This is a genomic window from Microvirga medicaginis, from assembly GCF_052658925.1.
This window is the reverse complement of the sequence record NZ_JBQWEL010000007.1, coordinates 1-25424: the sequence shown is the minus strand read 5'-3', so window position 1 is coordinate 25424 and position 25424 is coordinate 1. Positions and strand designations below refer to the sequence as shown.

27 protein-coding genes are annotated in these 25424 nt (G+C 60.8%); 17 read left to right on the top strand and 10 right to left on the bottom strand.

Translation table 11 applies throughout. The annotated features are described in order from the left end of the window. Positions 1-19 precede the first annotated feature (19 nt). Entirely contained in the window at positions 20-898 is an 879-nt protein-coding gene (locus tag ACUXUR_RS11055; protein ID WP_445502404.1) for a ferritin family protein, read from the bottom strand. A 61-nt stretch (positions 899-959) separates the two neighbouring features. Between ACUXUR_RS11055 and ACUXUR_RS11050 the strand changes: the two genes are divergently transcribed. The 7 genes from ACUXUR_RS11050 to ACUXUR_RS11020 are packed head-to-tail and all read left to right on the top strand — an operon-like array spanning position 960 to position 10272. Beyond that, positions 960-3557 (top strand): 4Fe-4S binding protein, encoded by a 2598-nt coding sequence (locus ACUXUR_RS11050; RefSeq protein WP_445502403.1) that lies wholly within the window; start codon positions 960-962, stop codon positions 3555-3557. 18 nt (positions 3558-3575) lie between these two features. Then, a complete protein-coding gene (gene nosZ / locus ACUXUR_RS11045; RefSeq protein ID WP_445502402.1) occupies positions 3576-5522 on the top strand; it encodes a TAT-dependent nitrous-oxide reductase in 1947 nt (648 codons plus the stop codon). 3 nt (positions 5523-5525) lie between these two features. Further along, complete coding sequence (locus ACUXUR_RS11040; protein ID WP_445502401.1) at positions 5526-6923, top strand: nitrous oxide reductase family maturation protein NosD; 1398 nt, start codon at positions 5526-5528, stop codon at positions 6921-6923. After that, positions 6920-7837 carry an ABC transporter ATP-binding protein gene (locus ACUXUR_RS11035; protein ID WP_445502400.1) on the top strand — a complete coding sequence of 306 codons (918 nt, stop codon included), beginning with the start codon at positions 6920-6922 and terminating at the stop codon, positions 7835-7837. Before ACUXUR_RS11040 ends, ACUXUR_RS11035 begins: the two co-directional genes overlap by 4 nt. Beyond that, positions 7837-8667: an ABC transporter permease gene (locus ACUXUR_RS11030; RefSeq protein ID WP_445502570.1), complete on the top strand. Its 831-nt coding sequence runs from the start codon at positions 7837-7839 to the stop codon at positions 8665-8667. The genes ACUXUR_RS11035 and ACUXUR_RS11030 overlap by 1 nt, the downstream gene beginning before the upstream one ends. Further along, entirely contained in the window at positions 8664-9263 is a 600-nt protein-coding gene (locus ACUXUR_RS11025) for a nitrous oxide reductase accessory protein NosL (protein ID WP_445502399.1), read from the top strand. The genes ACUXUR_RS11030 and ACUXUR_RS11025 overlap by 4 nt, the downstream gene beginning before the upstream one ends. Before the next feature lie 10 nt (positions 9264-9273). Further along, complete coding sequence (locus ACUXUR_RS11020) at positions 9274-10272, top strand: FAD:protein FMN transferase (protein ID WP_445502398.1); 999 nt, start codon at positions 9274-9276, stop codon at positions 10270-10272. A gap of 1 nt (position 10273) precedes the next feature. Here ACUXUR_RS11020 and ACUXUR_RS11015 read toward each other — a convergent pair whose 3' ends face one another. The 5 genes from ACUXUR_RS11015 to ubiT all read right to left on the bottom strand — a co-directional run bounded on the left by ACUXUR_RS11015 (position 10274) and on the right by ubiT (position 13968). After that, positions 10274-10981 (bottom strand): Crp/Fnr family transcriptional regulator, encoded by a 708-nt coding sequence (locus ACUXUR_RS11015; RefSeq protein ID WP_445502397.1) that lies wholly within the window; start codon positions 10979-10981, stop codon positions 10274-10276. 67 nt (positions 10982-11048) lie between these two features. Further along, positions 11049-11426 carry a hypothetical protein gene (locus ACUXUR_RS11010; RefSeq protein ID WP_445502396.1) on the bottom strand — a complete coding sequence of 126 codons (378 nt, stop codon included), beginning with the start codon at positions 11424-11426 and terminating at the stop codon, positions 11049-11051. 85 nt (positions 11427-11511) lie between these two features. Further along, positions 11512-12420, bottom strand: coding sequence for a ubiquinone anaerobic biosynthesis protein UbiV (gene ubiV / locus ACUXUR_RS11005; RefSeq protein ID WP_445502395.1), 909 nt, complete (start codon positions 12418-12420; stop codon positions 11512-11514). 19 nt (positions 12421-12439) lie between these two features. Then, positions 12440-13417, bottom strand: coding sequence for a ubiquinone anaerobic biosynthesis protein UbiU (gene ubiU, locus ACUXUR_RS11000; RefSeq protein WP_445502394.1), 978 nt, complete (start codon positions 13415-13417; stop codon positions 12440-12442). After that, positions 13408-13968, bottom strand: coding sequence for a ubiquinone anaerobic biosynthesis accessory factor UbiT (ubiT, locus tag ACUXUR_RS10995; protein WP_445502393.1), 561 nt, complete (start codon positions 13966-13968; stop codon positions 13408-13410). Before ubiT ends, ubiU begins: the two co-directional genes overlap by 10 nt. 111 nt (positions 13969-14079) lie before the next feature. Between ubiT and ACUXUR_RS10990 the strand changes: the two genes are divergently transcribed. Together ACUXUR_RS10990 and ACUXUR_RS10985 are read left to right on the top strand one after the other, a co-directional pair. Further along, positions 14080-15597 carry a UbiD family decarboxylase gene (locus ACUXUR_RS10990; protein ID WP_445502392.1) on the top strand — a complete coding sequence of 506 codons (1518 nt, stop codon included), beginning with the start codon at positions 14080-14082 and terminating at the stop codon, positions 15595-15597. Then, the gene (locus tag ACUXUR_RS10985; protein ID WP_445502391.1) at positions 15594-16175 is read left to right on the top strand and encodes a UbiX family flavin prenyltransferase; all 582 of its coding nucleotides are present in this window, start codon (positions 15594-15596) and stop codon (positions 16173-16175) included. The genes ACUXUR_RS10990 and ACUXUR_RS10985 overlap by 4 nt, the downstream gene beginning before the upstream one ends. 211 nt (positions 16176-16386) lie before the next feature. Here the strand turns inward: ACUXUR_RS10985 and ACUXUR_RS10980 are convergent, their stop codons facing one another. Then, complete coding sequence (locus ACUXUR_RS10980) at positions 16387-16842, bottom strand: pseudoazurin (protein WP_445502390.1); 456 nt, start codon at positions 16840-16842, stop codon at positions 16387-16389. A 320-nt stretch (positions 16843-17162) separates the two neighbouring features. Between ACUXUR_RS10980 and ACUXUR_RS10975 the strand changes: the two genes are divergently transcribed. Both ACUXUR_RS10975 and ACUXUR_RS10970 read left to right on the top strand, forming a co-directional pair. Further along, entirely contained in the window at positions 17163-17504 is a 342-nt protein-coding gene (locus tag ACUXUR_RS10975) for a metal-sulfur cluster assembly factor (protein WP_445502389.1), read from the top strand. Beyond that, complete coding sequence (locus ACUXUR_RS10970; RefSeq protein WP_445502388.1) at positions 17504-17749, top strand: DUF2249 domain-containing protein; 246 nt, start codon at positions 17504-17506, stop codon at positions 17747-17749. The genes ACUXUR_RS10975 and ACUXUR_RS10970 overlap by 1 nt, the downstream gene beginning before the upstream one ends. Before the next feature lie 81 nt (positions 17750-17830). Here the strand turns inward: ACUXUR_RS10970 and ACUXUR_RS10965 are convergent, their stop codons facing one another. Beyond that, the gene (locus ACUXUR_RS10965) at positions 17831-17986 is read right to left on the bottom strand and encodes a hypothetical protein (protein ID WP_445502387.1); all 156 of its coding nucleotides are present in this window, start codon (positions 17984-17986) and stop codon (positions 17831-17833) included. Between the two features lie 136 nt (positions 17987-18122). On the opposite strand from ACUXUR_RS10965, the gene ACUXUR_RS10960 reads away from it, so the two are divergent. The 6 genes from ACUXUR_RS10960 to ACUXUR_RS10935 all read left to right on the top strand — a co-directional run bounded on the left by ACUXUR_RS10960 (position 18123) and on the right by ACUXUR_RS10935 (position 23802). Next, positions 18123-18689 (top strand): cytochrome c oxidase subunit 3 family protein, encoded by a 567-nt coding sequence (locus ACUXUR_RS10960; protein ID WP_445502386.1) that lies wholly within the window; start codon positions 18123-18125, stop codon positions 18687-18689. Positions 18690-18692: 3 nt separating this feature from the next. Then, entirely contained in the window at positions 18693-18968 is a 276-nt protein-coding gene (locus ACUXUR_RS10955) for a cytochrome C oxidase subunit IV family protein (RefSeq protein ID WP_445502385.1), read from the top strand. A gap of 217 nt (positions 18969-19185) precedes the next feature. Next, entirely contained in the window at positions 19186-19638 is a 453-nt protein-coding gene (locus tag ACUXUR_RS10950; RefSeq protein ID WP_445502384.1) for a c-type cytochrome, read from the top strand. 16 nt (positions 19639-19654) lie between these two features. Beyond that, entirely contained in the window at positions 19655-21001 is a 1347-nt protein-coding gene (locus ACUXUR_RS10945; RefSeq protein WP_445502383.1) for a cbb3-type cytochrome c oxidase subunit I, read from the top strand. Positions 21002-21061: 60 nt separating this feature from the next. Next, positions 21062-21874, top strand: a complete 813-nt coding sequence (locus tag ACUXUR_RS10940; protein WP_445502382.1) for a CbbQ/NirQ/NorQ/GpvN family protein — start codon at positions 21062-21064, stop codon at positions 21872-21874. A gap of 14 nt (positions 21875-21888) precedes the next feature. Next, positions 21889-23802: a nitric oxide reductase activation protein NorD gene (locus tag ACUXUR_RS10935; protein WP_445502381.1), complete on the top strand. Its 1914-nt coding sequence runs from the start codon at positions 21889-21891 to the stop codon at positions 23800-23802. 69 nt (positions 23803-23871) lie between these two features. On the opposite strand, the gene hemN is transcribed toward ACUXUR_RS10935, so the two are convergent. Both hemN and ACUXUR_RS10925 read right to left on the bottom strand, forming a co-directional pair. Next, on the bottom strand, positions 23872-25224 hold the full coding sequence (gene hemN / locus ACUXUR_RS10930; RefSeq protein WP_445502380.1) for an oxygen-independent coproporphyrinogen III oxidase: 1353 nt from the start codon (positions 25222-25224) through the stop codon (positions 23872-23874). 9 nt (positions 25225-25233) lie between these two features. Beyond that, positions 25234-25424, bottom strand: a 191-nt coding sequence (locus ACUXUR_RS10925) for a hypothetical protein (protein WP_445502379.1), incomplete at its 5' end; no start/stop codon positions are given.

Sequence of the window (25424 nt, the reverse complement as noted above, 5' to 3'; positions counted from 1 at the left end):
TCAGGCCATGAGATCTCGTTCAATCTCTCCTGAGTTCCGGGAGATCAGCGCGCAGCCAGGCCAACCGCGCAATGGCACGCCCGGCCAGTCTTTGGACCTGCCTCAGTTCTTTCTCGTCCTGAAGAGAATCACCTGCGGCCAGATAAAGGTCAGTGAGCAACTCGGCCAAAGCCAAGGGATCATCCAGAGCCGCCCTCATGGCTGCTGGCCCAGGAATAGGCAGGGAGAATCGCTCAAGCTCTTCTGCATGGCGGCGCGCTTCCTCCGCGAAATTCTCAAGGCGCACGCGCTCCTCTGGATGCGTCGCTTGAGCCGCCATGGACTTCAGCAGATCCGCAAGCCGACTTTCCAAACGGGCAGCATCATCCTCGCTCTGCTGCGCATCTGAGCCAGCCTGCTCACGCTGCGCATGAAATGCATTCCGCCGCTCGCGCCGAAGCGTGGAGACGTGCTCCAATTCCTCATGGGCCATTGTCTCCGCTGCCTGACGAACTTCAGCCGATTGCGCGTGCGCGGCAACATAAGTCCAAAAGGCAAAAGCGCGCTCCTCATTGCGGACGGCCATGGAGAGCGCACGATAGGCACTCAGCAGGCGCGGATCGATTGTTGCCGCCCCTTCATCATCGAACGTTTCAGGAAGCTGCCACCGAATAAGGGCCGGGTCGGGATGCTTCCCCTTCGTCTTCTGCGACCAGTGAACGACATTATCGAGGTGGCCTCTCTCATCGGCTGAGAGACGCTCGAAGACCTCAGCCAGTGCTGGATTGCCCTCCCGCCGCATGCGCTCGGCAATCTCTGCATAGCGGGCCGCCGCCTCGTGCTCCATGGCGGACGCAATGGCAAACAGTTCCTCGAGAGATCGCACGGATCCTGCAGGCTCAGCTTTCAAAAGAGGCATCCAACTCTCCCGACATATTGATCCAACAGCGCAAAGTGGTGAAGGGCCACAGGCGATGATAATGAATTTTCTTACCTTCGACTTGCGCCAGATCAATGAACGCATCGCAGACGCGCCTCATGGTGCACTGGGTTCGTTGACCTCCCTATATCAGCGCGCCTCGGAAAAGACATCGGCCGGGACTGGAACGTTTCCCGCTCGCCAGCCGGTTTGCTTTTCCGCTCAGAAACCTTTTCCGAATGCGGACGGTCCCCTGTTGGAAAGATTGCGTTTTCTGCATCTCGCCCCATCACGGCTCATCCCTTGCCTGCAGACAGCGCTGATCGGGATCGTCTCCCTCATCGTGCTTGTTGCGCTGGCAGGACAGGCTCTGGCGGCAGGACGCGTGCAGGAGTTCCTCCCCAAAGCTCAACCGGGCGAACTCATTCCTGGGGCCGACAGGTTCGGTCAGGCTGAAGGCGATCCGCCTCTCGTCCCTGCTTTTCAGGGAGACCGCCTTCTTGGATACGTTTATCTGAATTCCGATTTCACGAGCACCGTCGGCTATTCCGGCAAGCCGATTCACATATTGGTCGGAATCGACCCGCAAGGGACGATCCGGGGCATCAAGCTCGTCGACCACAAAGAGCCCATTGTTCTCATCGGCATTCCGGAGCGGCGCATCATCGCTGCGGTGAACACGCTCGTCGGAAAGGACATGAAGCCGGTTGCAACCGGAGCCGAGCGCCCGCCCCAGGTCGATATCGTCAGCGGAGCGACCGTGACGGTTCTCGTGATGAGCGACAGCGTCGTGCGCTCTGCGGTTCGCATCATCCGCAGCGGCCGCCTCGGCGGGGTGGGTCCGGCGGCTGGAGCCAATGCTTCCGCCGCTGTCATCAAAAGTCTCGATCCCAGCAAAAGCGAAATCAGGGATTGGCAAACGCTTCTCGGCGACGGTTCGGTTCGCCGCCTGTCGCTCACTGTCGGTGAAATCAATGATGCCTTCGCGAAAGCGGGCAATCAGGAAGCTGCGAACAACGCCGAAACGAACGAGCCTTCAGACACGTTCATCGATCTGTACCTTGCACCAGTGAGCGTGCCGACTATCGGACGCAGTCTCCTCGGCGATGCGGGTTACGAACAGTTGCGCACTCGGCTCAAGCCGGATCAGCAGGCCATCATCGTGGCTGGCGATGGCGCTTACTCGTTCAAGGGATCCGGCTACGTTCGCGGCGGCATCTTCGACCGCATCGAACTCTTGCAGGATGTCCAGAGCACCCGGTTTCGCGACCGCAACCACACACGTCTTGGAGCATTGGCCGCCGATGGCGCGCCGGACCTGCGCGAGATCGCCCTGTTCGTCGTGCCCGAGGACTTCAAGCTCGATCTGACCGAACCCTGGCAACTGCAACTGCTCGTGCAGCGCAACGTCGGCGCCCGCGACAAGGCCTTTCTGACATATAATCTCGAATACACGCTGCCGGACCACTACCTGCGGATCGAGCAGCCTCCGGCCCCTACGGTCGCACCCGCCGCGACCCAGCCACAACAGCAGGCTCAAGGCCAGCCTGCCACACAGACACCTGCTCCCACCGCACCGGCCGCATCGTCCCTGAATGACGCGGATGCGCTCGCGGCAGGCGAGATCGAGGAGCCGCTCTGGCTCAAGATCTGGAAGACGAATACGGTTTCCATTGGCCTCGCAGCGCTCGCGCTTGCCGTCCTCACCGGTATCTTCTTCTTCCAGGACGCCCTGGTGCGCCGTCCCAGGATTTACGTCTGGGTGCGCCGCGCCTACCTGACATTCACTCTCGTTTGGCTTGGCTGGTACGCCAACGCCCAACTCTCGGTCGTCAACGTTCTCACCTTTACGAACTCGCTCATCACGGATTTCAACTGGGAATTCTTCCTGGCAGCCCCGTTGATCTTCATCCTCTGGGCTGCTGTCGCGGCTGCGCTGCTGTTCTGGGGGCGCGGCCCGTTCTGCGGCTGGCTCTGTCCGTTCGGCGCACTTCAGGAGCTGACGAACAACATCGCCCAATGGCTGAAGGTGCCGCAGATCACCGTGCCCTGGGGATTGCACGAGCGCCTGTGGCCGATCAAGTACATCATCTTCCTCGGCCTGTTCGGCCTCTCGCTCTACAACATTGCGCTGGCCGAGTTCTTCGCCGAAGTGGAGCCGTTCAAGACAGCCATCATCCTGAAGTTCGTCCGGGATTGGCCCTTTGTGATCTATGCCCTGACTCTGCTCTCGGTCGGTCTGTTCATCGAGCGCTTCTTCTGCCGCTATCTCTGCCCGCTCGGCGCGGCACTCGCGATCCCCGGCAAGATCCGCATGTTCGAGTGGCTGAAGCGCTGGCCCGAATGCGGCTCGCCGTGCCAGCGCTGCGCCAAGGAATGCCCGGTCCAGTCGATCCATCCCGAAGGCTTCATCAACGTCAATGAATGCATCTACTGCATGCATTGCCAGGAGCTTTACCACGACGACCACCGTTGCCCGCACATGATCCAGGTGCGTCTCAAGCGCGAGAAGCGCGAGGCACTTTCGTCGCCGTCCATGCGCGGGAGCAAAGACGAGGGCAAAGGCCCCGCTAAACCCATCATCACCCACAAGGGGAAAGTCGTCGGAACGCCTGCGGATCAGCCGACCACCGCTGATGTTCCGACAACGAGCTCATGAGCAGAGAAGGAGGCCCACGTGTCACAGGAAGAGAAAAAGAACGGTCTCAGCCGGCGCCAAGTGCTCGGGACGACTGCCGTTGCGGCCGCGGCTGGAGCCGCGGGCGTGGCCGGTGGCGTCTCTCTGAAGGATGCAGGCGTGATCACGCCGGCCGAGGCACAGACGGCCCCGGCCGCTCCGGCAGCGCGGCCAGCCGCCAGCAAGTACGAGGTCAAACCGGGTGAGCTCGACGAGTACTACGTATTCTTCTCCAGCGGCCAGACCGGCGAGGTCCGGATCATGGGCCTGCCCTCCATGCGCGAGATGATGCGCGTTCCCGTGTTCAATCGCGACAGCGCCACCGGCTGGGGCCAGACCAACGAGAGCCGCAAGATCCTCACCGAGGGACTGACGCCCGAGGCCCGCGAGTTCCTGGCCGACAAGGGTGGGATCTACCTCAACGGCGACCTGCACCATCCGCATCTCTCGTTCACGGACGGCACCTATGACGGGCGCTATCTCTTCGCCAACGACAAGGCGAACACCCGCGTCTGCCGCATCCGCCTCGACGTCATGAAATGCGACAAGATCATCCAGCTGCCGAACCAGCATTCGGTGCACGGCCTCCGCGTGCAGAAATATCCCCGCACCGGCTACGTGTTCTGCAACGGCGAGGACCGCGTGCCGATCCCGAATGACGGCAAGATCCTGGACGATCCGAAGCAATACTCCTCGATCTTCACGGCGGTCGACGGAGACACCATGAAGGTCGCCTGGCAGATCCGGGTCGACGGCAACCTCGACAATGTGGATGCCGACTATCAAGGCAAATACGCATGGGCGACCTGCTACAATTCGGAAGAAGGCGTGACGCTCGCCGAGATGATGTCGAAGGAGCAGGACTGGGTCGTCGTCTTCAACCTCAAGCGGATCGAAGAAGCGGTGAAGAACGGCGAGTTCGAGACCATCGGCGGCGTACCGGTGCTCAACGGTCGCCATGGCTCGAAGCTGACCCGCTACATCCCTGTCCCGAACAGCCCGCATGGCATCAACACTGCGCCGGACGGCATTCACTTCGTCGCTAACGGCAAACTCTCGCCCACAGTGACGGTCTTCGATGCGCGCAAGCTCGACGACCTGTTCGACGACAAGATCCAGCCGCGCGACGTCGTCGTCGCCGAGCCTGAGCTCGGCCTCGGCCCGCTGCACACGGCCTATGACGGCAAGGGCAACGCTTATACGACGCTGTTCCTCGACAGCCAGGTCGTGAAGTGGAACATCGATCTGGCCAAGCGCGCCTACAAGGGCGAGAAGGTCAACCCGGTCATCCAGAAGCTCGATGTTCACTACCAGCCCGGCCACAACCACAGCTCCATGGGCCAGACCAAGGAAGCGGATGGCAAATGGCTGATCTCGCTGAACAAGTTCTCGAAGGACCGCTACCTCAATGTCGGCCCTCTGAAGCCCGAGAACGACCAGCTGATCGACATTTCCGGTGACCGGATGGTGCTCGTTCACGACAGCCCGAGCTTCGCTGAGCCGCATGACGCCACCATCGTGCACCGGTCCAAGATCAATCCGCTGCATGTGTGGAAGCGCGACGATCCGTTCTTTGCCGATGCCGTGCAGCAGGCCAAGGCCGATGGCGTGGATCTGATGGTTGACTCGAAGGTGGTCCGCGACGGCAACAAGGTGCGGGTCTACATGACCTCGTCCGCGCCGGCCTTCGGCCTGGAGAGCTTCCAGGTGAAGCAGGGCGACGAAGTGACGGTCTACGTCACCAACATCGACGACGTGGAAGACCTGACGCATGGCTTCTGCGTCATCAACTACGGTGTCAATATGGAGGTGGCTCCTCAGGCGACCGCATCGGTCACGTTCAAGGCCGACCGGCCCGGCGTGTATTGGTACTTCTGCACTTGGTTCTGCCATGCGATGCACATGGAAATGAAGGGCCGCATGTTCGTCGAGCCGCAGGCGACCTGACGAATGGCCCGTTCTCGCACCATCGTGCGCCTGGGGCTGGCGGTCTTCACCGCCGGCCTCGCCATGCCTGCCTGGGCGGAGCGGATCACCGTTCCGCCCGGAGAAGGCAATCCTCAGGAGTTTCTGGACAAAGCTGCGGACGGCGACGTCGTCATCCTGCAGGCCGGCGAGCATCGCGGCACGATCCGGATCACGCGCCGGCTGACGGTGGAAGGGGAACCCGGCTCCATCCTCACCGGGCCCGGGAAGGGCAGCGTCGTCATCGTTTCTGCTCCCGAAGCAGCCGTGCGCGGGCTGACGATCCGCGGCTCCGGCAGGGATTCCGAGAAGATGGATGCAGGCGTGTTTGTTGAGCAGACAGCCAAGGGAGCCGTGATCGAGAGCAATCGGATCGAAGGCAATCTCTATGGCATCTATCTTCATGGTGCCGAAAACGCCGTTGCCAAAGGCAACACGATCATCGGAATCGAAGAGGGCCGCATCAACGAGGCAGGCAATGGCATCTCCGTGTGGAACGCGACCGGCGCGAAAGTGCTCGATAACAATGTCCGCTTCGGCCGCGATGGCATCTTCGTCATCACGAGCAAGCGCAATGTTTTCAGTGGCAACCGCTTCCAGGATCTGCGCTTTGCCATTCACTACATGTACACGAACGACAGCGAGGTCACGGACAACGTGTCGATCAACAATGCCGTGGGCTATGCGATCATGTTCTCGCACCGGCTGAAGGTCAGCGGGAACGTGTCCGACGGAGACCGCGATCACGGCTTTCTGTTCAACTATGCCAACGGCTCGCAGATCACGGGCAACATGGTTCTGGGCCGCCTCCAGCCTGCCGAACGCTGGGCCAGTGCGGGCACGCGAGCCAAGGACGACAAGGAGCATGCGCTTCCAGCAGTCGATGCCGCCGATCTGGATTCAGGTGGCGGCGCTCGCCCGGGCCCCACGAAATGCGTGTTCATCTACAACGCCAACCAGAATCGCTTCCGCGGCAATTGGTTCGAAGGCTGCGAGATCGGCATTCACTTCACCGCCGGATCCGAGCGCAACGAGATCGTGGACAACGCTTTCATCAAGAACCGCAACCAGGTGAAATACGTCAGCACGCGCTATCTCGACTGGTCCAAGGACGGACGCGGCAACTACTGGAGCGATAATCCGGCCTTCGACCTCAATGGCGACGGGCTGGGCGACAGCGCCTACCGTCCCAACGATCTCGTCGACAAGGTGCTCTGGACCGCGCCGCAGGCGAAGGTGCTGATGAACAGCCCCGCCGTTCAGGTGATCCGCTGGGCGCAGGCTCAATTTCCCGCCCTGCTGCCGGGAGGCGTCGTCGACAGCCATCCCCTGATGACGCCGCCTGCGCGTCCGAAACAGGTTGCCGAAGGAGCCCGGCCATGAGCGGGACAGTCGAGATCCGCAATGTCGTGAAGTGCTTCGGCAAGGTCGAGGCGGTCCGCGATGTCTCCTTCGCGCTGCAGGAAGGCGAGACTGTTGCGCTTGTCGGCCACAATGGCGCCGGCAAGACAACCCTGATGAAGCTCATGCTCGGCCTGATCCGGCCGACCGGCGGCAGCATTACCGTTCTCGGAGACGATCCGGCCGCCGGTGAATTCGCTGCGCGCAGGCGTTTGGGCTATCTTCCGGAAAATGTCTCGTTCAACGCGGCACTCACCGGCTACGAGACGCTGTCGTTCTATGCGCGTTTGAAGCGGGAACCGCAGCAATCGATCAAACCGCTCCTGGACCGGGTCGGCCTCACTCATGCGGCTCACCGTCGCGTCGGAACCTATTCCAAAGGCATGCGCCAGCGGCTTGGGCTTGCTCAGGCCCTTCTCGGCGAGCCGCAGGTCCTGTTGCTGGATGAACCCACGACAGGTCTCGATCCGGCCCTGCGCCACAGCTTCTACGAGATCGTCGAGGAATTGCGGGAGCGAGGCGCGACACTGCTCCTGTCGTCGCATGCTCTGACCGAGCTCGAGGAGCGTGCCGGGCGGGTGATCATCATGAACCGGGGAGTCAAGGTCGCGGACGGGACTCTCGACGAGTTGCGCCGCATGGCCCAATTACCGACCCGCATTCGCCTGAAGGTGACGGATAGCGGACTCACCAACATTCCCAGCTGGCTTGGATCTACCGACAAGTGGCGCCGCATCAACGGCCACATGATCGAGGTCGAAGCCACGCCTGAGCGCAAGATCGAGATGCTGCGGCGCGCGACCGGCGAAGGCACTCTTGTCGAGGATCTCGATGTGATGCCGCCGACCCTGGATGAGCTTTACGCTCACTTCCTTCTGACGCAGGAGCGCGCATGATGAGAAATATCCTGATTGTCGCGCGTAAGGAAGTTCAGGAGGGGCTGCGCAACCGTTGGGTTCTTGCAACGACCCTGCTCCTGGCGGCCCTGGCCCTGACCTTGACGTTCCTCGGCAGCGCTCCCACGGGAAATGTGGGGGTCCGTGCTCTCGACGTCGTTATTGTCAGCCTGTCGAGCCTTACGATTTTTCTGTTGCCGCTCATTGCCCTGCTGATCTCGCACGATGCCATCGTGGGTGAGATGGAACGCGGAACGATGCTGCTGCTCCTGAGCTATCCCATCGCGCGCTGGCAGGTCATACTCGGCAAGTTTTTGGGCCACCTCGCCATCCTCGCCTTCGCAACTCTTCTTGGCTACGGCGCTGCAGCAGCTGCTCTGGCCGTGACGGGTGAAGTCATCGATGCGGAAAGCTGGAAAGCTTTTGCCTGGATGATCGGATCCTCCGTGCTGCTCGGAGCCGCGTTCATTGCGATCGGCTATTTCGTGAGCGCTTTGGTTCGTGAGCGTGGCACCGCCGCCGGAATTGCCATCGGGATCTGGCTCATTTTCGTCCTGATCTATGACATGGCCCTGCTCGGTCTGCTTGTCGTCGACAAGGGGAAGACGATCTCAGGGAATCTCCTGAGCACCCTGCTTCTCCTGAATCCGACGGATGTCTACCGCCTATTCAATCTCAGCAGCTCCGGCAATGTCGGCGCGTTTTCCGGCATGGCCGGGGTTGCGCAGAATACAGCGTTGAGTCCGTCGCTTCTGCTGATAACGCTGGCAGTCTGGGCTTTCTTTCCGCTTGGACTTGCGACCTTTGCCTTTTCCAGGAGAGAACTATGAGAAAGATCGCTCTCTTCGCTGCCTTTGCCGGCACTCTCATCCTCTCCGGCTGCAACGACCAGAAGACGGCTGAGGCTCCGCCGCCGCCACAGGAGATGACGGCATCGGACATTGGTCATTACTGCGGCATGAATGTCATGGAGCATCCCGGGCCAAAGGGACAGATCATTCTTGCAAGCCGGAAGGAGCCGGTTTGGTTCTCCTCTGCGCGCGATGCGATTTCCTTCACCCTGCTCCCGGAGGAGCCCAAAGATATCCGTGCGATTTACGTGTCCGACATGGCGAAGGCCCCGGATTGGGACAAGCCAGGAGCGATGAATTGGGTCGATGCGAAGCAGGCCTCGTTTGTCATCGGCAGTCGCATGAAAGGCGGCATGGGCGGTGACGAGGCCGTGCCGTTCTCCGACAAGAATGCGGCCGAAAAGTTCGCGGCCGAGAACGGTGGCCGCGTCGTGGCTTTATCAGACGTGCCGAAGGATTATATCCTGGGCGGCACGGCCGAGACCACGAGCTCAATGGGACAAGGACCTGCAGCGAGTGAACCGCATGACGGACACGGCGCGCCTCCTGCTCCGCAGAACGGCCATGTCCATTAGGATGGAAGAGATGTCTCATTCCCTTTCCCGCAGACGCTTCATCGGTATCACGGCTGCGGCGGCCGGTCTCAGCCTGCTGCCGCTCGGACGAGCGGCGAAGGCTGCGGCTGAACTCGTGGAGTGGCAGGGGCAGGCCATGGGAGCCGTGGCGAGTCTGCGAATTCATCATCATGATCGCGCTGCTGCCGAGCGCCTGATCGAACGTTCGGTTACCGAGGTGCGCCGGCTCGAGCAGATCTTCAGCCTTTATCGGGAGGATTCTGCACTTTGCACCCTCAACCGTACAGGAATGCTCGTTGCGCCGCCCACGGAATTCGTCGAACTCCTGTCGGAATCCCGCCGTTTCGCCGATCTGACGGGCGGAGCCTTCGACCCGACCGTTCAAGCCTTGTGGAGTCTTTATCGGAATCATTTCGCCAGTCCCGGAGCCGATCTGAGAGGCCCCTCTGAATCGTCGATCCAAGCGGCGCTGGAGCGAGTGGGCTTTGACGAAGTCCTGTTCGACCGCAACCGGATCGTCCTTGGTCGACCCGGCATGGCCCTCACTCTGAACGGCATTGCCCAGGGCTACGCCACCGACCGTGTCGTGAACCTCCTGCGCCAGGAGGGGATCGGCAACAGTCTCGTCGATATGGGAGAGAGTCGGGCTGTCGGCTCACGCCCGGATGGAACGCCCTGGCGCATCGGCATTGCTGATCCGGATCAGCCGGAGCGGATCGGAGAGACATGGGAAGCCGCCGATCAGGCTGTCGCAACATCAGGTTCTTATGGTTTCCGGTTCGATCCTGCCGGACGCTTCAATCACCTTTTCGATCCTCGAAGCGGGACTTCGGCGCATCTGCACAAGAGTGTGACCGTTGCGACGCCGACGGCAACGGTGGCCGACGCCTTGTCGACAGCATTCAGCCTCCTGTCCACGGCGGAGATTTCCAATGTCCTTCGCAGGATCGGAATGGGACGTGTCTCCCTCATCACCGGCGCAGGAGAGAAACACTCCCTGGCCGCATAGCTCATCGGAAAGCACCCTCCGATTTTGGAGGCACACCTTTGTAAATGACGCTAGCCACAGCCTCCACGTTGGCAATGATCAACCGACGCCGATAGCGCCTAATCTGACGTTGGCTCTCCCAGGCCCCGAGCGTTCGGCTGACCGTCGGCAGAGTGCTGCCGATCAGATCTGCGAGGTCCTGTCGGCTCACCGGGAACGGAATCTCGATGCCTTCCGCAGTCTGCTCCCCGAATGTTTCGATGAGCTTCAGGATCGCGCGAGCCAGGCGATGCTCGACCGGCTCTTTCGAGAGATCCCGCAATCTGCCTTCCATCTCGCGCAGGCGCGCTTCCAGATCACCGATCACGTTGATCGCGACACGCGGATATCGGTCGATGAAAGTTCTGACCAACTCGGATGGCCAATCCAGCGCCACGCAATCCGTGACGGCCACTGCATCGGTCGGATAAAACTTGTCCAGCAGCGCAGGGCTGCCGAAAATTTCTCCGGGTCTGACATATTTGACGATGATCCACGCCCCGCTTGGCGTGATCTGAACCAGCTTGGCTGCTCCCGAGGCGAGCACGTGCACCGAGCGCGCAGGCTCACCTGCCTTGAAGATCACCTCGTCCGTCTTTACCGTCCGCCGCTGCGCCTGCTCCAGCAGGCTTGCTGCAACCTGCGGCTCAAGCCCTGCAAGCAAGCCGATGGATGCTGCATCGTCAGACATCGAATCGCGCTTTCTGCCCATACCTATGACAAGCCCCGCAGGTATATCGCAGACCGCAGGCCATGGTTCAACGGCACGTCGCCGACTTCAGCGCTTCGATGATATCAAGGTTCGGACAATAGCTCTTTACAGCGACGGTTTGCCCGCGATCGAGGTCGCGCTGGCAATGGTGAGTCTTCGCGCAAATGGAGCAGGTGATGCTCATGCTGCGTATGACGTTCCCATATCTCCGCTCGATTCTCTCAGGTGCCAGATTGAGGGCGCGCATGAAGCGTGGCAATTCCCCGCCAGCCGCATCACCATATGACGCCACCTGCTTCAGCCGCTCCGTGGAAACTCCGACATCGCGGGACAAGGCATCAATCTCGCCAGCATCGAGGAGATCCAGCTCCCGCGCTGCTGCCCATCTGGACCGTAGATTCACAATCGCTGCTATCAGGTTCATGCAAGCCTCCTCCTCTCTGCCTTCCAAGGCTCGCACGAACGCTCTCGCGATTCTTTGCCCTAGCGCAAATTGGGGCAGGTGGCCTTTATCTCGGCCCGGCCGAAGCTCCCGACCGATACTCGGCACCGGAAGCCCCCTTGAAGAATCCGTTGGAGAAGGTCCCTCCGTCGCAGACGAGCTCCAAGGCACGCCTGCCCTCCTCGGGCCCGGACTTTCCGTCGGCGACGTCTCGGAAGATCCTCGCCACGGCAACCATGTCGACTTTCTGTGGTGAGAGCCGGCAGGAGGCAACACCCATGTCCGCGAGATCGGCCAGATTCTCGATCAGGTTGGCGTAGGTCGCCGAGAGTGTCTGAACGCCATTCACGGCCAGAAACGTCTGCCTGTCCAAGGTGTCGGTCGAAAGGCCATCCGGATCCTTGCCGCAGACAAACTGGCAGTTATCCTTCGTGAGCTTGTGAAGACGGGCGTGATAGCAGCGCGCCGAAATCGCGAGCGGCACGCGCCCGAAGGACCAGACCTCCAGTTCGACATCAGGGCAGCATTTCGCGAGCGCGTTGATGGAGGAAGCCGGCAATTCGGGCGGCAGGCACACCCGACGAGCGCCGTTTCGCGCCAACCACGACAGCGTCGCTTCGTTATAGACATTGACATAAGGTCCGATGGCATGCGAGCGGCCATCCAGGTGCGTGAGGACGGTGATGTCGTTCACCTCCACGAGCAGATCGGCCTCACGCGCAAGGGATGCTGTCTGCTTGCGCTCCCGCCCCAATGTCACGAGAGCCAGCGAACTCAGCAGCACGTCCTTTCCGGCTGCCGCAAGGCGCTCCACGACCTCCGGCACCAGATCCTGAAAGAATGGAAGACGCTTCGAGCACACGACCTCTCCGACGCAGACAGCATCGACGGGTGCCTCGTCGGCTATCCTGAAATAGAAGTCCCGCCAAGCGTCCGGCTCCCAGTTGTACAGGACCGGCCCGAGTGTCAGCTTCATGATGGAGATCCTTACCTGCTCAGCGCCAGGTTTTGCGGTAAGCGCCGAGAGTGTTGCTTTGCCCCTCGCTCATCGACAGGAGCATTCCGGCCGGAATAGCGCGTCCCTGCTCCATGGCGGACAGAGCCTCGCGGAAGGAGCGCACGACATTTTCGATATAGGCGCGGCTGCGCTGCCGCCCTTCGATCTTCAACGCCGTCACCCCGGCATCGCGCAGCCCGGGCAGCAACGTTGCTGCATCAAGGCTGACAGGATCCTCGAAGATGTAGCCGGTGGAGAGTTCTGTCCGGAAGCGGCCTTTGCACAGCGTCGGATAGGCTGCCGACTCGCCGCTGCCGAACTTGTTGATGGTGAAACCGCCGAGACGGGACACCACGGTGCCGCCCGCATTCTCATAACTGACATGGCTGGCCGGTGAGCACACGCCGTTCATGTTGGGCGACAGGCCGGTGGCATAGGATGAGAGAGAGCATCGGCCCTCGGCCATGACGCACAGGCCTCCGAAGACGAAGACCTCCACCTCGCAAACTGAGGCCCGCGTGATGGCGGCGATCTCGGGCACGCTCAACACACGAGGCAGAACGACGCGCTTCGCATTGAAGCGCTCCACATAAAAGCGGATTGCATCGGGATTGGCCGCGGCAGCCTGCACAGAGACGTGGAGGCGTGTCCCGGGATAGCGTTCGGCGGCATAGGCCATCAGGCCAATGTCACAAAGAATGAACGCATCAGCTCCCGCGGCAACCGCGTCTTCAACAGCCTTGTGCCACAGTTCCAAGGCGCCGGCGCGCGGAAACGTGTTGATCGCCACGAGTACCTTGGTCCCTCGAGCGTGGGCGTAGTGAACGCCCTCGGCGAGTTCCTCCGGGCTGAAGTTCAAGCCTGGGAAATTGCGGGCGTTGGTCTCGTTGCGAAAGCCGCAATAGATCGCATCCGCACCGGCGTCGACGGCCGTGCGAAGAGAAGCCGGTGTACCGGCCGGGCAGATCAATTCCACGATGTCTCTCCTTGCCGCCTCGAGGCGGAAGATGGCCCCTTTTTCTGCTCTCTGCTGAGACGTTCGCGGAGAAGCGCCTCACACAACCGCCCAGGCGGCCCGAGAAGCGAGGCTCCCTCCTGCAGCACGTCCACTCCGGCGTCGTCGACGGCGTTGCGGAGCGCAAGAACAGCCTCCATGTCGCCCTCCACGACGATGGTGCGGGAGAAGAAAAGGGCATCGCCGTCATAGGACCCGTTCACCATGCCGAGCAAGATCTGCAAGGGACCCGATATCTTCGCGTCGAGGCGCAGAGGCAAGGAGCGCACGACTGTAAGGCGCGCAGCCCGTGGAGACGTATCCAGCACGAAGGCGAAGGGCAGATCCGACGGCGCTAGTCCGTATCGCTTTCCAGCATAGGAGCCGAGACGCTCGAACATGCGCGGATGCTGCTGCACGATCCGGCGCAGCACGGCCGAAAGAAAGAGCTGCAACGGGTACAAAGGAAGCGGCCGCAGGGCGAGAGAGACAAGGGGCGGAAGAGCTGTCGCGGGCGTGTTCGATAGGGTCATGATGGCATCCTTGCGATCGCTGTAGATGCAACCGTCAAGCTTGTATTTGTGCTGGAGCAAAGACAAAGGAATCTCCCTCCTTCATCGGAGCGTCTCATCCTGAGAAAACCGATGCCACAGCGCGACTTGCCCCTGTTCTCCGACCTTCGCGACTTCATGGCTTTCCTTGAAGCCAAGAATCAGCTCGTCCGCATTTCCGAGCCCGTCTCGGTCGAGCATGAGATCACCGAGATTCACCGGCGCGTGCTTCAGGCGAACGGCCCGGCTCTCCTGTTCGAACGCCCCGTTCAACCGGATGGTCGCCCAGCCGAGATACCGGTTCTCGTGAACCTCTTCGGCACGGTCGAGCGTGTTGCCTGGGGCTGCGGAGTGCATCCGGAGAAACTGAGGGATTTCGGTGAGACTCTTGCCGAAATGCGTGAGCCGCGCCCACCCCAGGGACTTGCTGACGCATGGAGCAAGATCCCCCTCGCACGTGCGGCCCTTGCCATGCGCTCGAAGGAAGTCAAAAGCACGAAGCGAACGATCCTGACGGAGGATGCCATCGATCTCGAACGTCTTCCGGTTCAGATCTGCTGGCCGGGCGAGCCAGCCCCTCTTATCACGTGGCCTCTCGTCATCACGCGTCCGCCTGAGAGCACCCGCGTGGATGACTACAACATCGGTGTCTATCGCATGCAGGTGCTCGACCGGGATCGAGCGATCATGCGGTGGCTCGCGCATCGGGGCGGAGCCCGGCATCACCACCAATGGAAAGCCATCGGTCAACCCATGCCGGTGGCCGTCGTCATCGGTGCCGATCCGTCGACCATCCTGTCGGCCGTAATCCCCTTGCCCGAGTCCTTGTCGGAGCTTCGCTTCTCCGGTCTTCTGCGCGGCCAGCGCCCCAGGCTCATGCCCTGCACCAGCGTCCCGCTTCTCGTGCCTACGGAGGCTGAAATCGTGATCGAGGGTTACGTCTCGCCTGACGAGACCGCGCCCGAAGGACCGTTCGGCGATCACACGGGCTATTACAATGCCGTCGAACGCTTTCCTGTCATGCAGGTTACGGCCATCACCATGCGCTCCGACCCGATCTATCTCTCGACCTTTACAGGCCGCGCACCGGATGAGCCTTCCCGCATCGGCGAGGCGCTCAATGAAATTTTCGTCCCGATCCTGAAACGTCAGTTTCCGGAAGTCCGCGATGCATGGCTGCCGCCGGAAGCGTGTTCTTATCGCATCGCCATCGTCTCCATCGCAAAGCGTTATGCCGGACAGGCCCGCCGCATCATGCTGGGCCTCTGGTCGCTGCTTCCGCAATTCACCTATACGAAGCTCCTCATCCTCGTCGATGAGGATATCGATGTCCGCTCGTGGGACGATGTCATGTGGGCTGTCGCAACCCGATCCGATCCCTCTCGCGATCTCGTCACCATCAACGACACGCCGATCGACTATATGGACTTTGCGTCTCCGAAAGCTGGATTAGGCGGCAAGCTCGGCATCGATGCCACCAACAAGATCGCATCGGAGACCAACAGGGAGTGGGGCGAGGTTCTTCGGATGGATCATGCCGTCACAGCGCGCGTCGATGCACTCTGGGAAAAGCTCGGATTGCACGCATCCAGCATCAGGAGAGTCGCATGAGGTCCTCGTCACGCGTCGTCATCGGTATCAGCGGCGCTTCAGGCGCGATGCTCGGATTTCGGGCTGTAGAGCTTCTCGCCGCGATGGGCTGCGAGACCCATGTGGTTGTCTCGGCTGGAGCGGAGCGAACCATTGCGCATGAGATCGGCCCGGACGCCCTGGAACGGGTGCAATCCATGGCCTCTTATTATCACGCCATTGACGATGTCGGCGCGACGATCGCGAGCGGATCCTTCCGCACGGACGGAATGATTGTTGCCCCCTGCTCCATGCGGACCTTGTCGGCGATTGCGACCAGCGCGGCGGATAACCTTCTCGTGCGGGCCGCGGATGTCCATTTGAAAGAGCGGCGCCGGCTCGTGCTGATGACCAGGGAAACCCCGCTGCATCTGGGGCATATTCGCATGATGGCTGCCGCAACGGAGATGGGAGCGATCATTGCCCCTCCCGCTCCTGCGTTTTATCGCAAGCCTGAAACGGTGCGCGACATCATCGACCACACGGCCAAGCGAGCCATCGATTTGCTGAATCTTGGAACTGAGCTCGCGGAGCCCTGGACCGGCCTCGTCGAGGATTGAGATCCGATCAAGGCGGCCCATCGGAAATATTAACGCCGCCGCGCTGGGGCGGCGGCGTCACATCGGCAGCGACGGGGGTTAGAGCCTCGGACCCAAAAGTGGAATCCACTTTTGGGACTGATCCGATGCTCCCATTTTCAATGGTGCATCGTTGATGCGGAAAACCGGGGCCACTTTTCGCTGACGCGGCCCGCTGGGTCCGCACGATGCGCTAGTTTGCGGCGGTCTTGCTCGTAGCGAGCTTGTCGAACAGGCCGGAGAACGCCGTCTTGGCCTTGCCCGGATGGGCGGCGGCCTTGGCCTGGTCGAGATTGGCGGCCTCGCCCACCACCACCAGCCCGACCATGCCCATGCCGTAATGCGGCTTGCACTTGTAGCCGTACACGCCGGGCTTGTCGAAGGTCACCGCGAGATCCTCGTTCATCTTGCCGGCGAAGGCGGCGGCGCCGTCCGGCTTCATCGTCTCGATGAGCTCGGCATTGTGGCCCTTGTCGGCCGCCACGAACTTGACCGTATCGCCCGGGTTGATCTTGACCAGCGCCGGCTCGAACACCATCACGCCCTCCGAGCCCTTGTTGAGCATCCTGACCTCGACCTCGGCCGCCTGAGCGGTGCCGGCGGCGCCGAGCGCCGCCACGAGAGCGCCGAGCATGATCATCTTGCGCATGTTCTTCTCCTTATTCCTGATCCAAGTCCCACGAGCCTCACTGCGGCCCTTGAGGCGATGTCATACACGTCCTCAGCCCCAATCTTTTTGTGCTAGCGCAAGGATGCATACGCTTTCTCATTTGCGCCCTGATTGGTGGAATTCTCCGCACCGGCGTTATTCGGCCAACGAGTCATGGCGCTATTGAGCTCCGCCCGATCTGCTGCAGCGCGCCTCAGCCAGGAACTGACCGCAATCGGCCTGTTATTTGAGGCAGGGCAAAGAACGCGACACGTTGACCAGCCAAGGTGCCGCTGTCGAAGCGAACATCAGGACCGCCGATGAGCGACATCCCCGGCAAGCACCATTCCCTGGACCCAGCTATCCTTGAATGTCTGTCCGACGTCATGGATCCGGAGCTTGGACTTAGCGTCGTGAATCTTGGACTCGTCTACCAGGCGCTCCGGACACCAGATGCAGTAGAGGTTGCATTGACCTTGACCACACGCGCCTGTCCGCTGGGCGAGATGATTGTGGAGGAGGTGCGTGAGCGCCTTTCTCATCGATTCCAGGATGCTTCTCGCATTGACGTCCGCTTGGTCTGGGAGCCCATCTGGAAACCCGACTTCATTACTACCGGCGGCCAGGACCTCCTAGGCCGCATACGAAGAAAGATTGTCTGATGTGCAGCTGCAATGTCATAGAAACGACCATTGATGTCCGCCAAATCATGCCGCGGATGCGCCATCCCTTGATCTTCCAGACATTCGATCAACTGGCCCCTGGGGAGGCATTCATGCTCGTGAACGACCACGATCCGAGGCCCCTCTTCTATCAGTTCAATGTCGAGCGTCCTGGCGAGTTCGGCTGGGAATACCAGGAAGAAGGTCCTGAACTCTGGCGTGTGCGCATCAGCCGCGCAGCTTGACAGCAGCCCAGCGGCGAATGGAGAGCGGAGTCCCACGTGGCTCCGCTTTTTTGTTTCGGGACGTATGAGAGAGCAGGTCCATTACTGGGTGAAGAACAAGCCCACGGCAATCACCACAGACAGGGCGACCGCAGCAATCGTTCCCGTCAGGCGCAGCACGCCCATGCGGTGGAGCAGGATGGCAAAGATGATGATCAGCGGCGTCGCTGTGACCAATCCAACCTGAGCCTCGGTCATGTTTCGTAACTCCTATCCTCGATCATCCCGCTTCTATGGTCGAGAATGGGGAAAACGTGTTTGTGCCAGCGCAACGAAAAACGAAGGACCAAGCGATACGAGACGTCACCGATAAACATCAAGTTTCGGATGACCGATGAACGCTGCGCAAGAACAGCGCCCGTGGGGTGCCCTCTCGGATTTGCCTGGGCACCCGATGATGTGGGTGCTCATTTTAACCGAGGTCGTAACCTTCGGTATTCTCCTCATGACATTTGCCGTCGCAGGAGCCATCCATCCCGCGGTCTTTGCAGCGGGCCGGGCTCAGCTTGATCCCGTCCTCGGCGGGATCAATACGCTCGTGCTGATCACAAGCGGCTGGCTCGCTGCCTTGGCGGTCGAGGCCCGTGCCGGCGGGCGGCGCAAAGCGGCAGGGCCGCTTCTTGGCGGGGCCATGCTCTTGGGCGGCGTCTTCATCGCCATCAAGATCGTCGAATACATCGCAAAGGCCCAGGCAGGAATCGGCATCGAGACGGATACCTTCTTCACCCTCTACTTCCTGATCACCGGATTTCATCTTCTTCATGTGTTGCTCGGCATCGTTTTCCTGGCGGCCGTGGCCGTCTCGGACAGTCTGGAGAACTTGAAGACAGGCACTGCCTTCTGGCACATGGTCGATCTCGTCTGGATCGTCATCTACCCTCTCATCTATCTGATCAGGTAAGCCATGACCCAGATTCTCGCACCTCGCGTCACCCTGGTGTGGTGCATCCTCATCCTGCTCACCTCCGTGAGTCTCATCGCAACCCATTCAGGCATGAGCGGAGTTTATGCCAACGGTCTCATCCTGTCTGTCGTGTTCGCCAAGGGGCACTGGATGCTCATGGACTTCCTGAAGCTGCGAAGGGCTCCTGCAGGCTGGAAAGCCATGTTTCGCGTTTGGTTGACGCTGGTCACGTTAGCCCCTTGGGCCCTTGCAGCCCTACCCTTGCTCGGAGGCTGAACGGCCTTTCGACGCCTGGCTTGCTCCAGAACAAAGAGCGCTCCCTGAGCTCCTGTAATCAGGGGAGCGCACCATCAGGTGCCTGACAAAACGCAAGGCACATTGGCATGTCGAGCTCCTATCACACACGGGTTCATTCCCGCAGCCCGCCAGAGTGGCCCTGTGTCCGCGGCAGGGGCCGCGTTCTTTTATCTCTTCTTCCAGAAAGGATCACGTGATGGCTGAAGCCCTCACCAAATCGGCGGCAAGGAACGTGTTCTATGGGGGCTCGTTCTTCTTCTTCGCCATCTTCGTGGGTCTGACGGCCCACAGCCACTATTACATGAACACCTCGTCGACCGATGTCTCGACTCTGTCGGACTCGGTCGCGCGCGGCAAGCATGTGTGGGAGAAAAACTCCTGCATCAACTGCCACTCCATTCTGGGTGAAGGCGCCTATTTCGCGCCGGAGCTCGGCAATGTCTGGGACCGCTGGGGCGGCAAGGAAGATCCTACCGGCGCCCGTGAAACGCTGAGGGCTTGGATGGCAGCGCAGCCGACCGGCATCGAAGGGCGTCGCCAGATGCCGCAGTTCAACCTGACCGACCAGGAGCTCAACGATCTGGCTGACTTCCTGGAATGGACCAGCCGCATCAAGACCCAAAACTGGCCGCCGAACAAGGCTGGCTGAGACCAGGATCGTCATCATGAAATATCAAACGCAAAAGGTGGCCCTGCTCTACTTCTACGGAGCACTCGGCCTGTTTCTCGCACAGATTCTGTTCGGCGTCTTGGCCGGTACGATCTACGTGCTGCCCAATACCCTGTCCGAGCTTCTCCCCTTCAACATTGTCCGCATGGTGCACACGAATGCTCTAATCGTGTGGCTCCTGATCGGCTTCATGGGAGCAACCTATTATCTGATCCCGGAAGAGACGGAGAACGAGCTCTTCAGCCCGTTCATCGCCAAGCTGCAGTTCTGGCTGTTCCTGGGCGCTGCCGCTGTCGCCGTGGTGGGATATCTGTTCAAGCATCATGAGGGACGCGAGTTTCTCGAGCAGCCCTTCATCATCAAGGTCGGCATCGTGGTCGTCTGTCTGATGTTCCTGTTCAACATCACGATGACGGTTCTGAAAGGCCGCAAGACGGTGGTGACCAACATCCTGCTCTTCGGGCTGTGGGGCGTCGCAATCTTCTTCCTGTTCGCTTTCTACAATCCTAGCAACCTCGCGGTGGACAAGATGTACTGGTGGTACATCGTGCACCTGTGGGTCGAGGGTGTATGGGAGCTGATCATGGCCTCCATGCTCGCCTTCCTGATGATCAAGCTCAATGGCATCGATCGCGAAGTGGTGGAGAAGTGGCTCTATGTCATCGTCGGCATGGCGCTGTTCTCCGGCATTCTCGGTACGGGCCATCACTTCTACTGGATCGGCGCTCCCGGCTACTGGCAGTGGATCGGTTCGTTGTTCTCCACGCTTGAGGTCGCGCCCTTCTTCACCATGGTCATCTTCACCTTCCAGATGACCTGGAAGGCCGGTCGCCGCCATCCGAACCGCGCCGCGCTCCTGTGGTCCATCGGCTGCTCGGTGATGGCGTTCTTCGGTGCCGGCGTGTGGGGTTTCCTGCATACCCTGTCCTCGGTGAACTACTACACCCACGGCACGCAGGTCACCGCCGCTCACGGGCACCTCGCCTTCTTCGGTGCCTATGTGATGCTCAACCTCGCCGTCATGGCCTATGCCATGCCGCAGATCCTCGGCCGCAATCCCTACAATCAGATGCTCAGCATCGTGAGCTTCTGGATCATGTGCACCGCCATGTCGGTCATGACCTTCGCACTCACCTTCGCAGGCGTCATCCAGGTGCACCTGCAGCGGGTGCTGGGTCAGTCGTACATGGAGGTGCAGGATCAGCTCTCCCTGTTCTACTGGGTGCGCCTGGGCTCCGGCGTGTTCGTCCTCATCTCCGCGCTGATGTTCATCTACGCGGTGCTGGTGCCCGGCCGCGAGAAAACCGTGAGGCTCGCGAAAGGATTGCAGCCGGCTGAGTAAGACTCCGGGGCGGCCTAACCGGCCGCCCCTCCTTCCCCATTCTGCTTTAAGAGATTTGCCATGAAACCCCTTCTTCATTCCGTTGCGCAGCCCGCCATCGACCTGCCCTATTACGTGCCTGCGGGCAATGAATGCGCTCTTTTCGAGCTCGCGTGGCGCAAGCGCCTTCCGCTTCTCCTCAAAGGGCCGACGGGCTGCGGCAAGACCCGCTTCGTCGCGCATATGGCGTCCAGGCTCGGATTGCCGCTGCATACGGTCTCCTGCCATGACGATCTCACTGCCGCGGATCTGACGGGCCGTTATCTTCTGAAAGGCGGCGATACGGTGTGGGCCGATGGCCCCCTCACCCGCGCCGTGCGCGAAGGCGGCATCTGCTATCTCGACGAGATCGTGGAAGCGCGCAAGGACGTGACCGTGGTGCTTCATCCGCTCACCGACGACCGGCGCATCCTGCCGCTCGACCGCACGGGCGAAGAACTGCAGGCGCCGGATTCCTTCATGCTGGTCGTCTCGTACAATCCCGGCTACCAGACTCTCCTCAAGTCGCTGAAGCCCTCGACCCGACAACGCTTCGTCGCCATCGAGTTCGATTTCCTTCCCATCGATCACGAGATCGCCGTCGTGGCAGCCGAGAGCGGCCTGTCCTCGGACCGTGTGCGCCCGCTCCTGCTCCTTGCTCGCCGCCTGCGCGCCCTTAAAGGTCAGGATCTCGAGGAAGGTGTCTCGACCCGCCTTCTGGTCTATTGCGCCTCCCTCATCGCGGCCGGTGTTTCTCCCGAAGAAGCCGTGACAGCCACGATGATCGAGCCGCTGACCGACGATCTCGATGTGAAGAAGGCCCTGATCGAAGTCGCACGCGCGATTCTCAACTGAAACGGAGAGACGTCATGCTCGATTTTCTCGAACTCGAAGAAACCGTTGGCCAGCTCTGGCATCGCCTTGTCGGCGACGCCGTCAGCTATCCGCGCTATCCCGAGCATGGCGTCACTCTCGATGACGTTCGTGCCCCTCTGAGCGTGTTCTTTCGAGGGCTTGGCGGAGAGGCGGGCGTGCAGCTCGCCGGCACCACGGCGCGGGCCTCGTCTCACCGCCTGAACTTGCGTCAGCGGCTCGGCCTGTCGGAAGAGCGGCTGGAGCAGCCTGGCCGTGACCAGGCGACGCTTTTCCTTCCGCCTAAGATCGAGCTGTTTCCGTCCCAGGAGCTGAACCGCTCCCTGTATCTCTGGCTGGCAGCCTATTTCGCTTATGTGCCGATGGATTCCATCGTTGAGGCAAACTCTCTGCGGCGAGACCTTATGACATTGAAACGAGCCAGGGAAACGGTCGCCCTCGTCCTTGCGGAATGTCCTGGCCTGAGGCGGATCTACGCCGATCTCTGCTTCGCCATGCGAACGGCGCGCCCTCAACGCGCGCTGCCATGGCTGGAACAAAGGATCGAGCAGATCGTGCTCTCTCTTCTGGGCGATCCTGCTGCCCTTCCCCCTGCGCTGTGGGACATGGAGGCGGGAGAAGCCTCTTTGCTTCAGCAGATGTCTGCGGGCTATCAATCCTTCCTGCCTGTTCCTCTCTGGGGCAATACCTGGGTGCGCGAGACGGGCGATGCTGCGCGCAACAGCGACGAGCCTGCAGGCCCCAGCGATCTTGCTGCCTCAGACACCCGCAAGCGCTTCGCCGCACGGCGCGAGGCGGATCAGGCCCAGCGGAGCGATCCGTTCATCCTCAACCGGTTCGAGAAGATTCTGGCGATGGCCGAGATGGTCAACGTCAATCGCCCCTCTGATGACGACGATGACGAGAATGCCGAGAAGGCGTTGGACGATCTCGATGAGATTCCGCTCTCCAAGCACAAGAGCAAGCCTGCAACGAAACTCAAATTCGATCTCGACCTGCCGCCCGAGGCTGTCGACACCACCATCCTGACGGCGGACCTGACCTATCCGGAATGGGATTACAACCGTCGCACCTATCTGCCGAACCATTGTCGTGTGCTCGCGGCGAAGGCTTCGGAAGAAGGAGAGACCTGGGAGCCGGATCTTGAAGCGCGCCGCCGTATTCGTTCCGTGTGGCGGCAGTTCGAGGCATTGCGACCCAAGCACGAGATCCTGCGGGCGCAGGCCGATGGCGAGGAACTCGATATTGATGCTGTTGTTCGCGCGCACAGCGACCTTCGCTCGGGCGGTTGCGGCTCGGATCGCGTCTACCTGGCAAGCCGCAAGCAGGCGCACGACCTTGCGGTGACGCTCCTCGTGGACGTCTCTCTCTCAACCGATGCCTGGGTGGACAATCGGCGGATCCTGGACGTGGAGAAGGAAGCTCTTCTGGTCCTCGCCCATGGACTTGCCGCCTGCGGCGACTCCCATTCGATCATAACCTTCACCTCCCGCCGCCGCTCCTGGGTGCGCGCGGAAACGGTGAAGGATTTCGATGAGCCGATGAGCCAATCCGTCGTTCGACGCATTTCGGCTCTGAAGCCGGGTTACTACACCCGAATCGGCGCCGGTATCCGCCATGCGACGGCGAAGCTCGCGGAGCGACCGAACCGGCAGCGGCTTCTGCTCTTGCTCACGGACGGCAAGCCGAACGATATCGATCACTATGAAGGACGCTTCGGCATCGAGGATACTCGCAAGGCAGTGATGGAAGCGCGGCGTGGCGGGATAAGCGTCTTCGGCGTGACGGTGGATCGGGAAGCGCAATCCTACTTCCCGACCCTCTTCGGACGTGGCGGTTATGCGATCATCAATCAGGTGGCGAAGCTCCCCTCCGCGCTTCCTATGATTTATCGACACCTCGTCCGCTGATGCGAGCAAAAAGAAAGGGCAGGCTGGATCAAATTCCAGCCTGCCCTTTTTCATGCGTCAAAAGATAGATCAGACGGCGCGGCTGTGTGTTCTTCCGGACGCGCCGAGATAGGCATCGAATGCCGATGCGACGCTCCTCACGAGGAAACGTGAACCCTCCTTGATCGATACCACAGTTCCGGAGACATCGATGATGCCGTCATCCTGCAGGGTTTTGAGACGGGGCACATCGCGAAGAATGCTTTCCGGCGCAGCTCCATGCCGGCTGCAGATCTGCTCCACATCGACGCGGAAATCGCACATGACTCGCTCGATCAGATCGGCACGCAAGCGATCATCGGCGGTCAGGGCATAGCCCTTGGCGGTTGCCAGCTCGCCTCGCGAGATGCGCTCGGCATAGCGCCCCAGTACCACCTCATTCTGAACATAGCCCTGAGTAAGCCGCCCGATGGATGATGCGCCGAAGCCGATCAGCACGTCGCTGGGATCCGTGGTGTAGCCCTGGAAGTTGCGGTGAAGAACGCCATCGCGCTGGGCCTGTGCCATACCATCACCCGGCAGCGCATAATGATCGAGGCCGATCCTGACATATCCAGCGTCGACCAATGCCTGTGCTATGGCTTCGGCCTGCGCATAGCGAGCCGCGCTGTCGGGCAAGGCCGCCTCATCGATCTTGCGCTGATGCTTCTTGAAGGTCGGCACATGGGCGTAGCCGAACACCGACAGACGCTCGGGCCGCAGCTCGAGACATTGCCTGACCGTGTCGATGCAGGACTCGATGGTCTGATGCGGCAGTCCGTAGATCAGGTCGAAATTGACGCCGCGCACGCCGGCATTTCTCAGCCCTTGCGTTGCCCTTGCCGTCTGCTCGAAACTCTGGATGCGGTTGATCGCACGCTGCACGACAGGATCGAAGCTCTGGACTCCCAGGCTCGCGCGAGTCACGCCTGCCTCGCCCAAGGTGGCCGTCATGGTGCGCGTGAGAGTACGAGGGTCGATTTCGACGGCGATCTCCGCTTTTCCTTCGAAAGGAAACTTCTTCCGCAGGAGCTCGAGAAGACCGATAAACTCGACGGGCTCCATAATCGTCGGCGTTCCTCCGCCGAAATGGACATGGCGCACGGGCAATGGGTTGCTCACACGCTCAGCAACGAGCTCGATCTCACGACGCAAGGTCGCGATGTAATCAATGATGGGAGCATCGCGCTGCGTGATGGTCGTGTGACACCCGCAGTACCAGCACATGGATCGGCAGAAGGGAACATGGAGATAAAGCGATGTGGTCGAGCCGTCCGGAAGAGCAGAAAGCCATTCCTCGTATCGCTGATGACCGATTGAATCATTGAACTGAGGAGAGGTCGGATAACTCGTGTAGCGGGGGAGCCGCTCTTCGGCATAGCGTGCCTTCAAGTCGTCTTTCATGGCAACGTCCTAAGTGTCGTACGAAAACGACATGGCATTGGGGATGCACAAGACATACTGCGCTTGAGACAGAACCTCTTTGATCCCTCTCAACTTTCCAACGGCACAAAGCTCCGCCACACCTCCGTAAATGTCCTGATCGGCACAAGTGCGTATCGGCAGTTTTATTTGCTGTACGACAAATAAGCTCTGGGTCAGCG

Excerpts from the sequence above, each read along its gene's own strand:
- ACUXUR_RS10960 (WP_445502386.1), top strand. The coding sequence starts at position 18,123 with ATGAACGCTGCGCAAGAACAGCGCCCGTGGGGTGCCCTCTCGGATTTG.
- ACUXUR_RS10935 (WP_445502381.1), top strand. The coding sequence starts at position 21,889 with ATGCTCGATTTTCTCGAACTCGAAGAAACCGTTGGCCAGCTCTGGCAT.
- ACUXUR_RS10945 (WP_445502383.1), top strand. The coding sequence starts at position 19,655 with ATGAAATATCAAACGCAAAAGGTGGCCCTGCTCTACTTCTACGGAGCA.
- ACUXUR_RS10975 (WP_445502389.1), top strand. The coding sequence starts at position 17,163 with ATGAGCGACATCCCCGGCAAGCACCATTCCCTGGACCCAGCTATCCTT.
- ACUXUR_RS10980 (WP_445502390.1), bottom strand. The coding sequence starts at position 16,842 with ATGCGCAAGATGATCATGCTCGGCGCTCTCGTGGCGGCGCTCGGCGCC.
- ubiT (WP_445502393.1), bottom strand. The coding sequence starts at position 13,968 with ATGACCCTATCGAACACGCCCGCGACAGCTCTTCCGCCCCTTGTCTCT.
- ACUXUR_RS10955 (WP_445502385.1), top strand. The coding sequence starts at position 18,693 with ATGACCCAGATTCTCGCACCTCGCGTCACCCTGGTGTGGTGCATCCTC.
- ACUXUR_RS11030 (WP_445502570.1), top strand. The coding sequence starts at position 7,837 with ATGAGAAATATCCTGATTGTCGCGCGTAAGGAAGTTCAGGAGGGGCTG.
- ACUXUR_RS11040 (WP_445502401.1), top strand. The coding sequence starts at position 5,526 with ATGGCCCGTTCTCGCACCATCGTGCGCCTGGGGCTGGCGGTCTTCACC.
- ACUXUR_RS10950 (WP_445502384.1), top strand. The coding sequence starts at position 19,186 with ATGGCTGAAGCCCTCACCAAATCGGCGGCAAGGAACGTGTTCTATGGG.
- ACUXUR_RS10985 (WP_445502391.1), top strand. The coding sequence starts at position 15,594 with ATGAGGTCCTCGTCACGCGTCGTCATCGGTATCAGCGGCGCTTCAGGC.
- ACUXUR_RS11015 (WP_445502397.1), bottom strand. The coding sequence starts at position 10,981 with ATGTCTGACGATGCAGCATCCATCGGCTTGCTTGCAGGGCTTGAGCCG.
- ACUXUR_RS10965 (WP_445502387.1), bottom strand. The coding sequence starts at position 17,986 with ATGACCGAGGCTCAGGTTGGATTGGTCACAGCGACGCCGCTGATCATC.
- ACUXUR_RS10940 (WP_445502382.1), top strand. The coding sequence starts at position 21,062 with ATGAAACCCCTTCTTCATTCCGTTGCGCAGCCCGCCATCGACCTGCCC.
- ACUXUR_RS11025 (WP_445502399.1), top strand. The coding sequence starts at position 8,664 with ATGAGAAAGATCGCTCTCTTCGCTGCCTTTGCCGGCACTCTCATCCTC.
- ACUXUR_RS11035 (WP_445502400.1), top strand. The coding sequence starts at position 6,920 with ATGAGCGGGACAGTCGAGATCCGCAATGTCGTGAAGTGCTTCGGCAAG.
- ACUXUR_RS10990 (WP_445502392.1), top strand. The coding sequence starts at position 14,080 with ATGCCACAGCGCGACTTGCCCCTGTTCTCCGACCTTCGCGACTTCATG.
- ACUXUR_RS11010 (WP_445502396.1), bottom strand. The coding sequence starts at position 11,426 with ATGAACCTGATAGCAGCGATTGTGAATCTACGGTCCAGATGGGCAGCA.
- ACUXUR_RS10970 (WP_445502388.1), top strand. The coding sequence starts at position 17,504 with ATGTGCAGCTGCAATGTCATAGAAACGACCATTGATGTCCGCCAAATC.
- ubiV (WP_445502395.1), bottom strand. The coding sequence starts at position 12,420 with ATGAAGCTGACACTCGGGCCGGTCCTGTACAACTGGGAGCCGGACGCT.
- ACUXUR_RS11055 (WP_445502404.1), bottom strand. The coding sequence starts at position 898 with ATGCCTCTTTTGAAAGCTGAGCCTGCAGGATCCGTGCGATCTCTCGAG.
- ACUXUR_RS11020 (WP_445502398.1), top strand. The coding sequence starts at position 9,274 with ATGTCTCATTCCCTTTCCCGCAGACGCTTCATCGGTATCACGGCTGCG.
- hemN (WP_445502380.1), bottom strand. The coding sequence starts at position 25,224 with ATGAAAGACGACTTGAAGGCACGCTATGCCGAAGAGCGGCTCCCCCGC.
- ACUXUR_RS11050 (WP_445502403.1), top strand. The coding sequence starts at position 960 with ATGAATTTTCTTACCTTCGACTTGCGCCAGATCAATGAACGCATCGCA.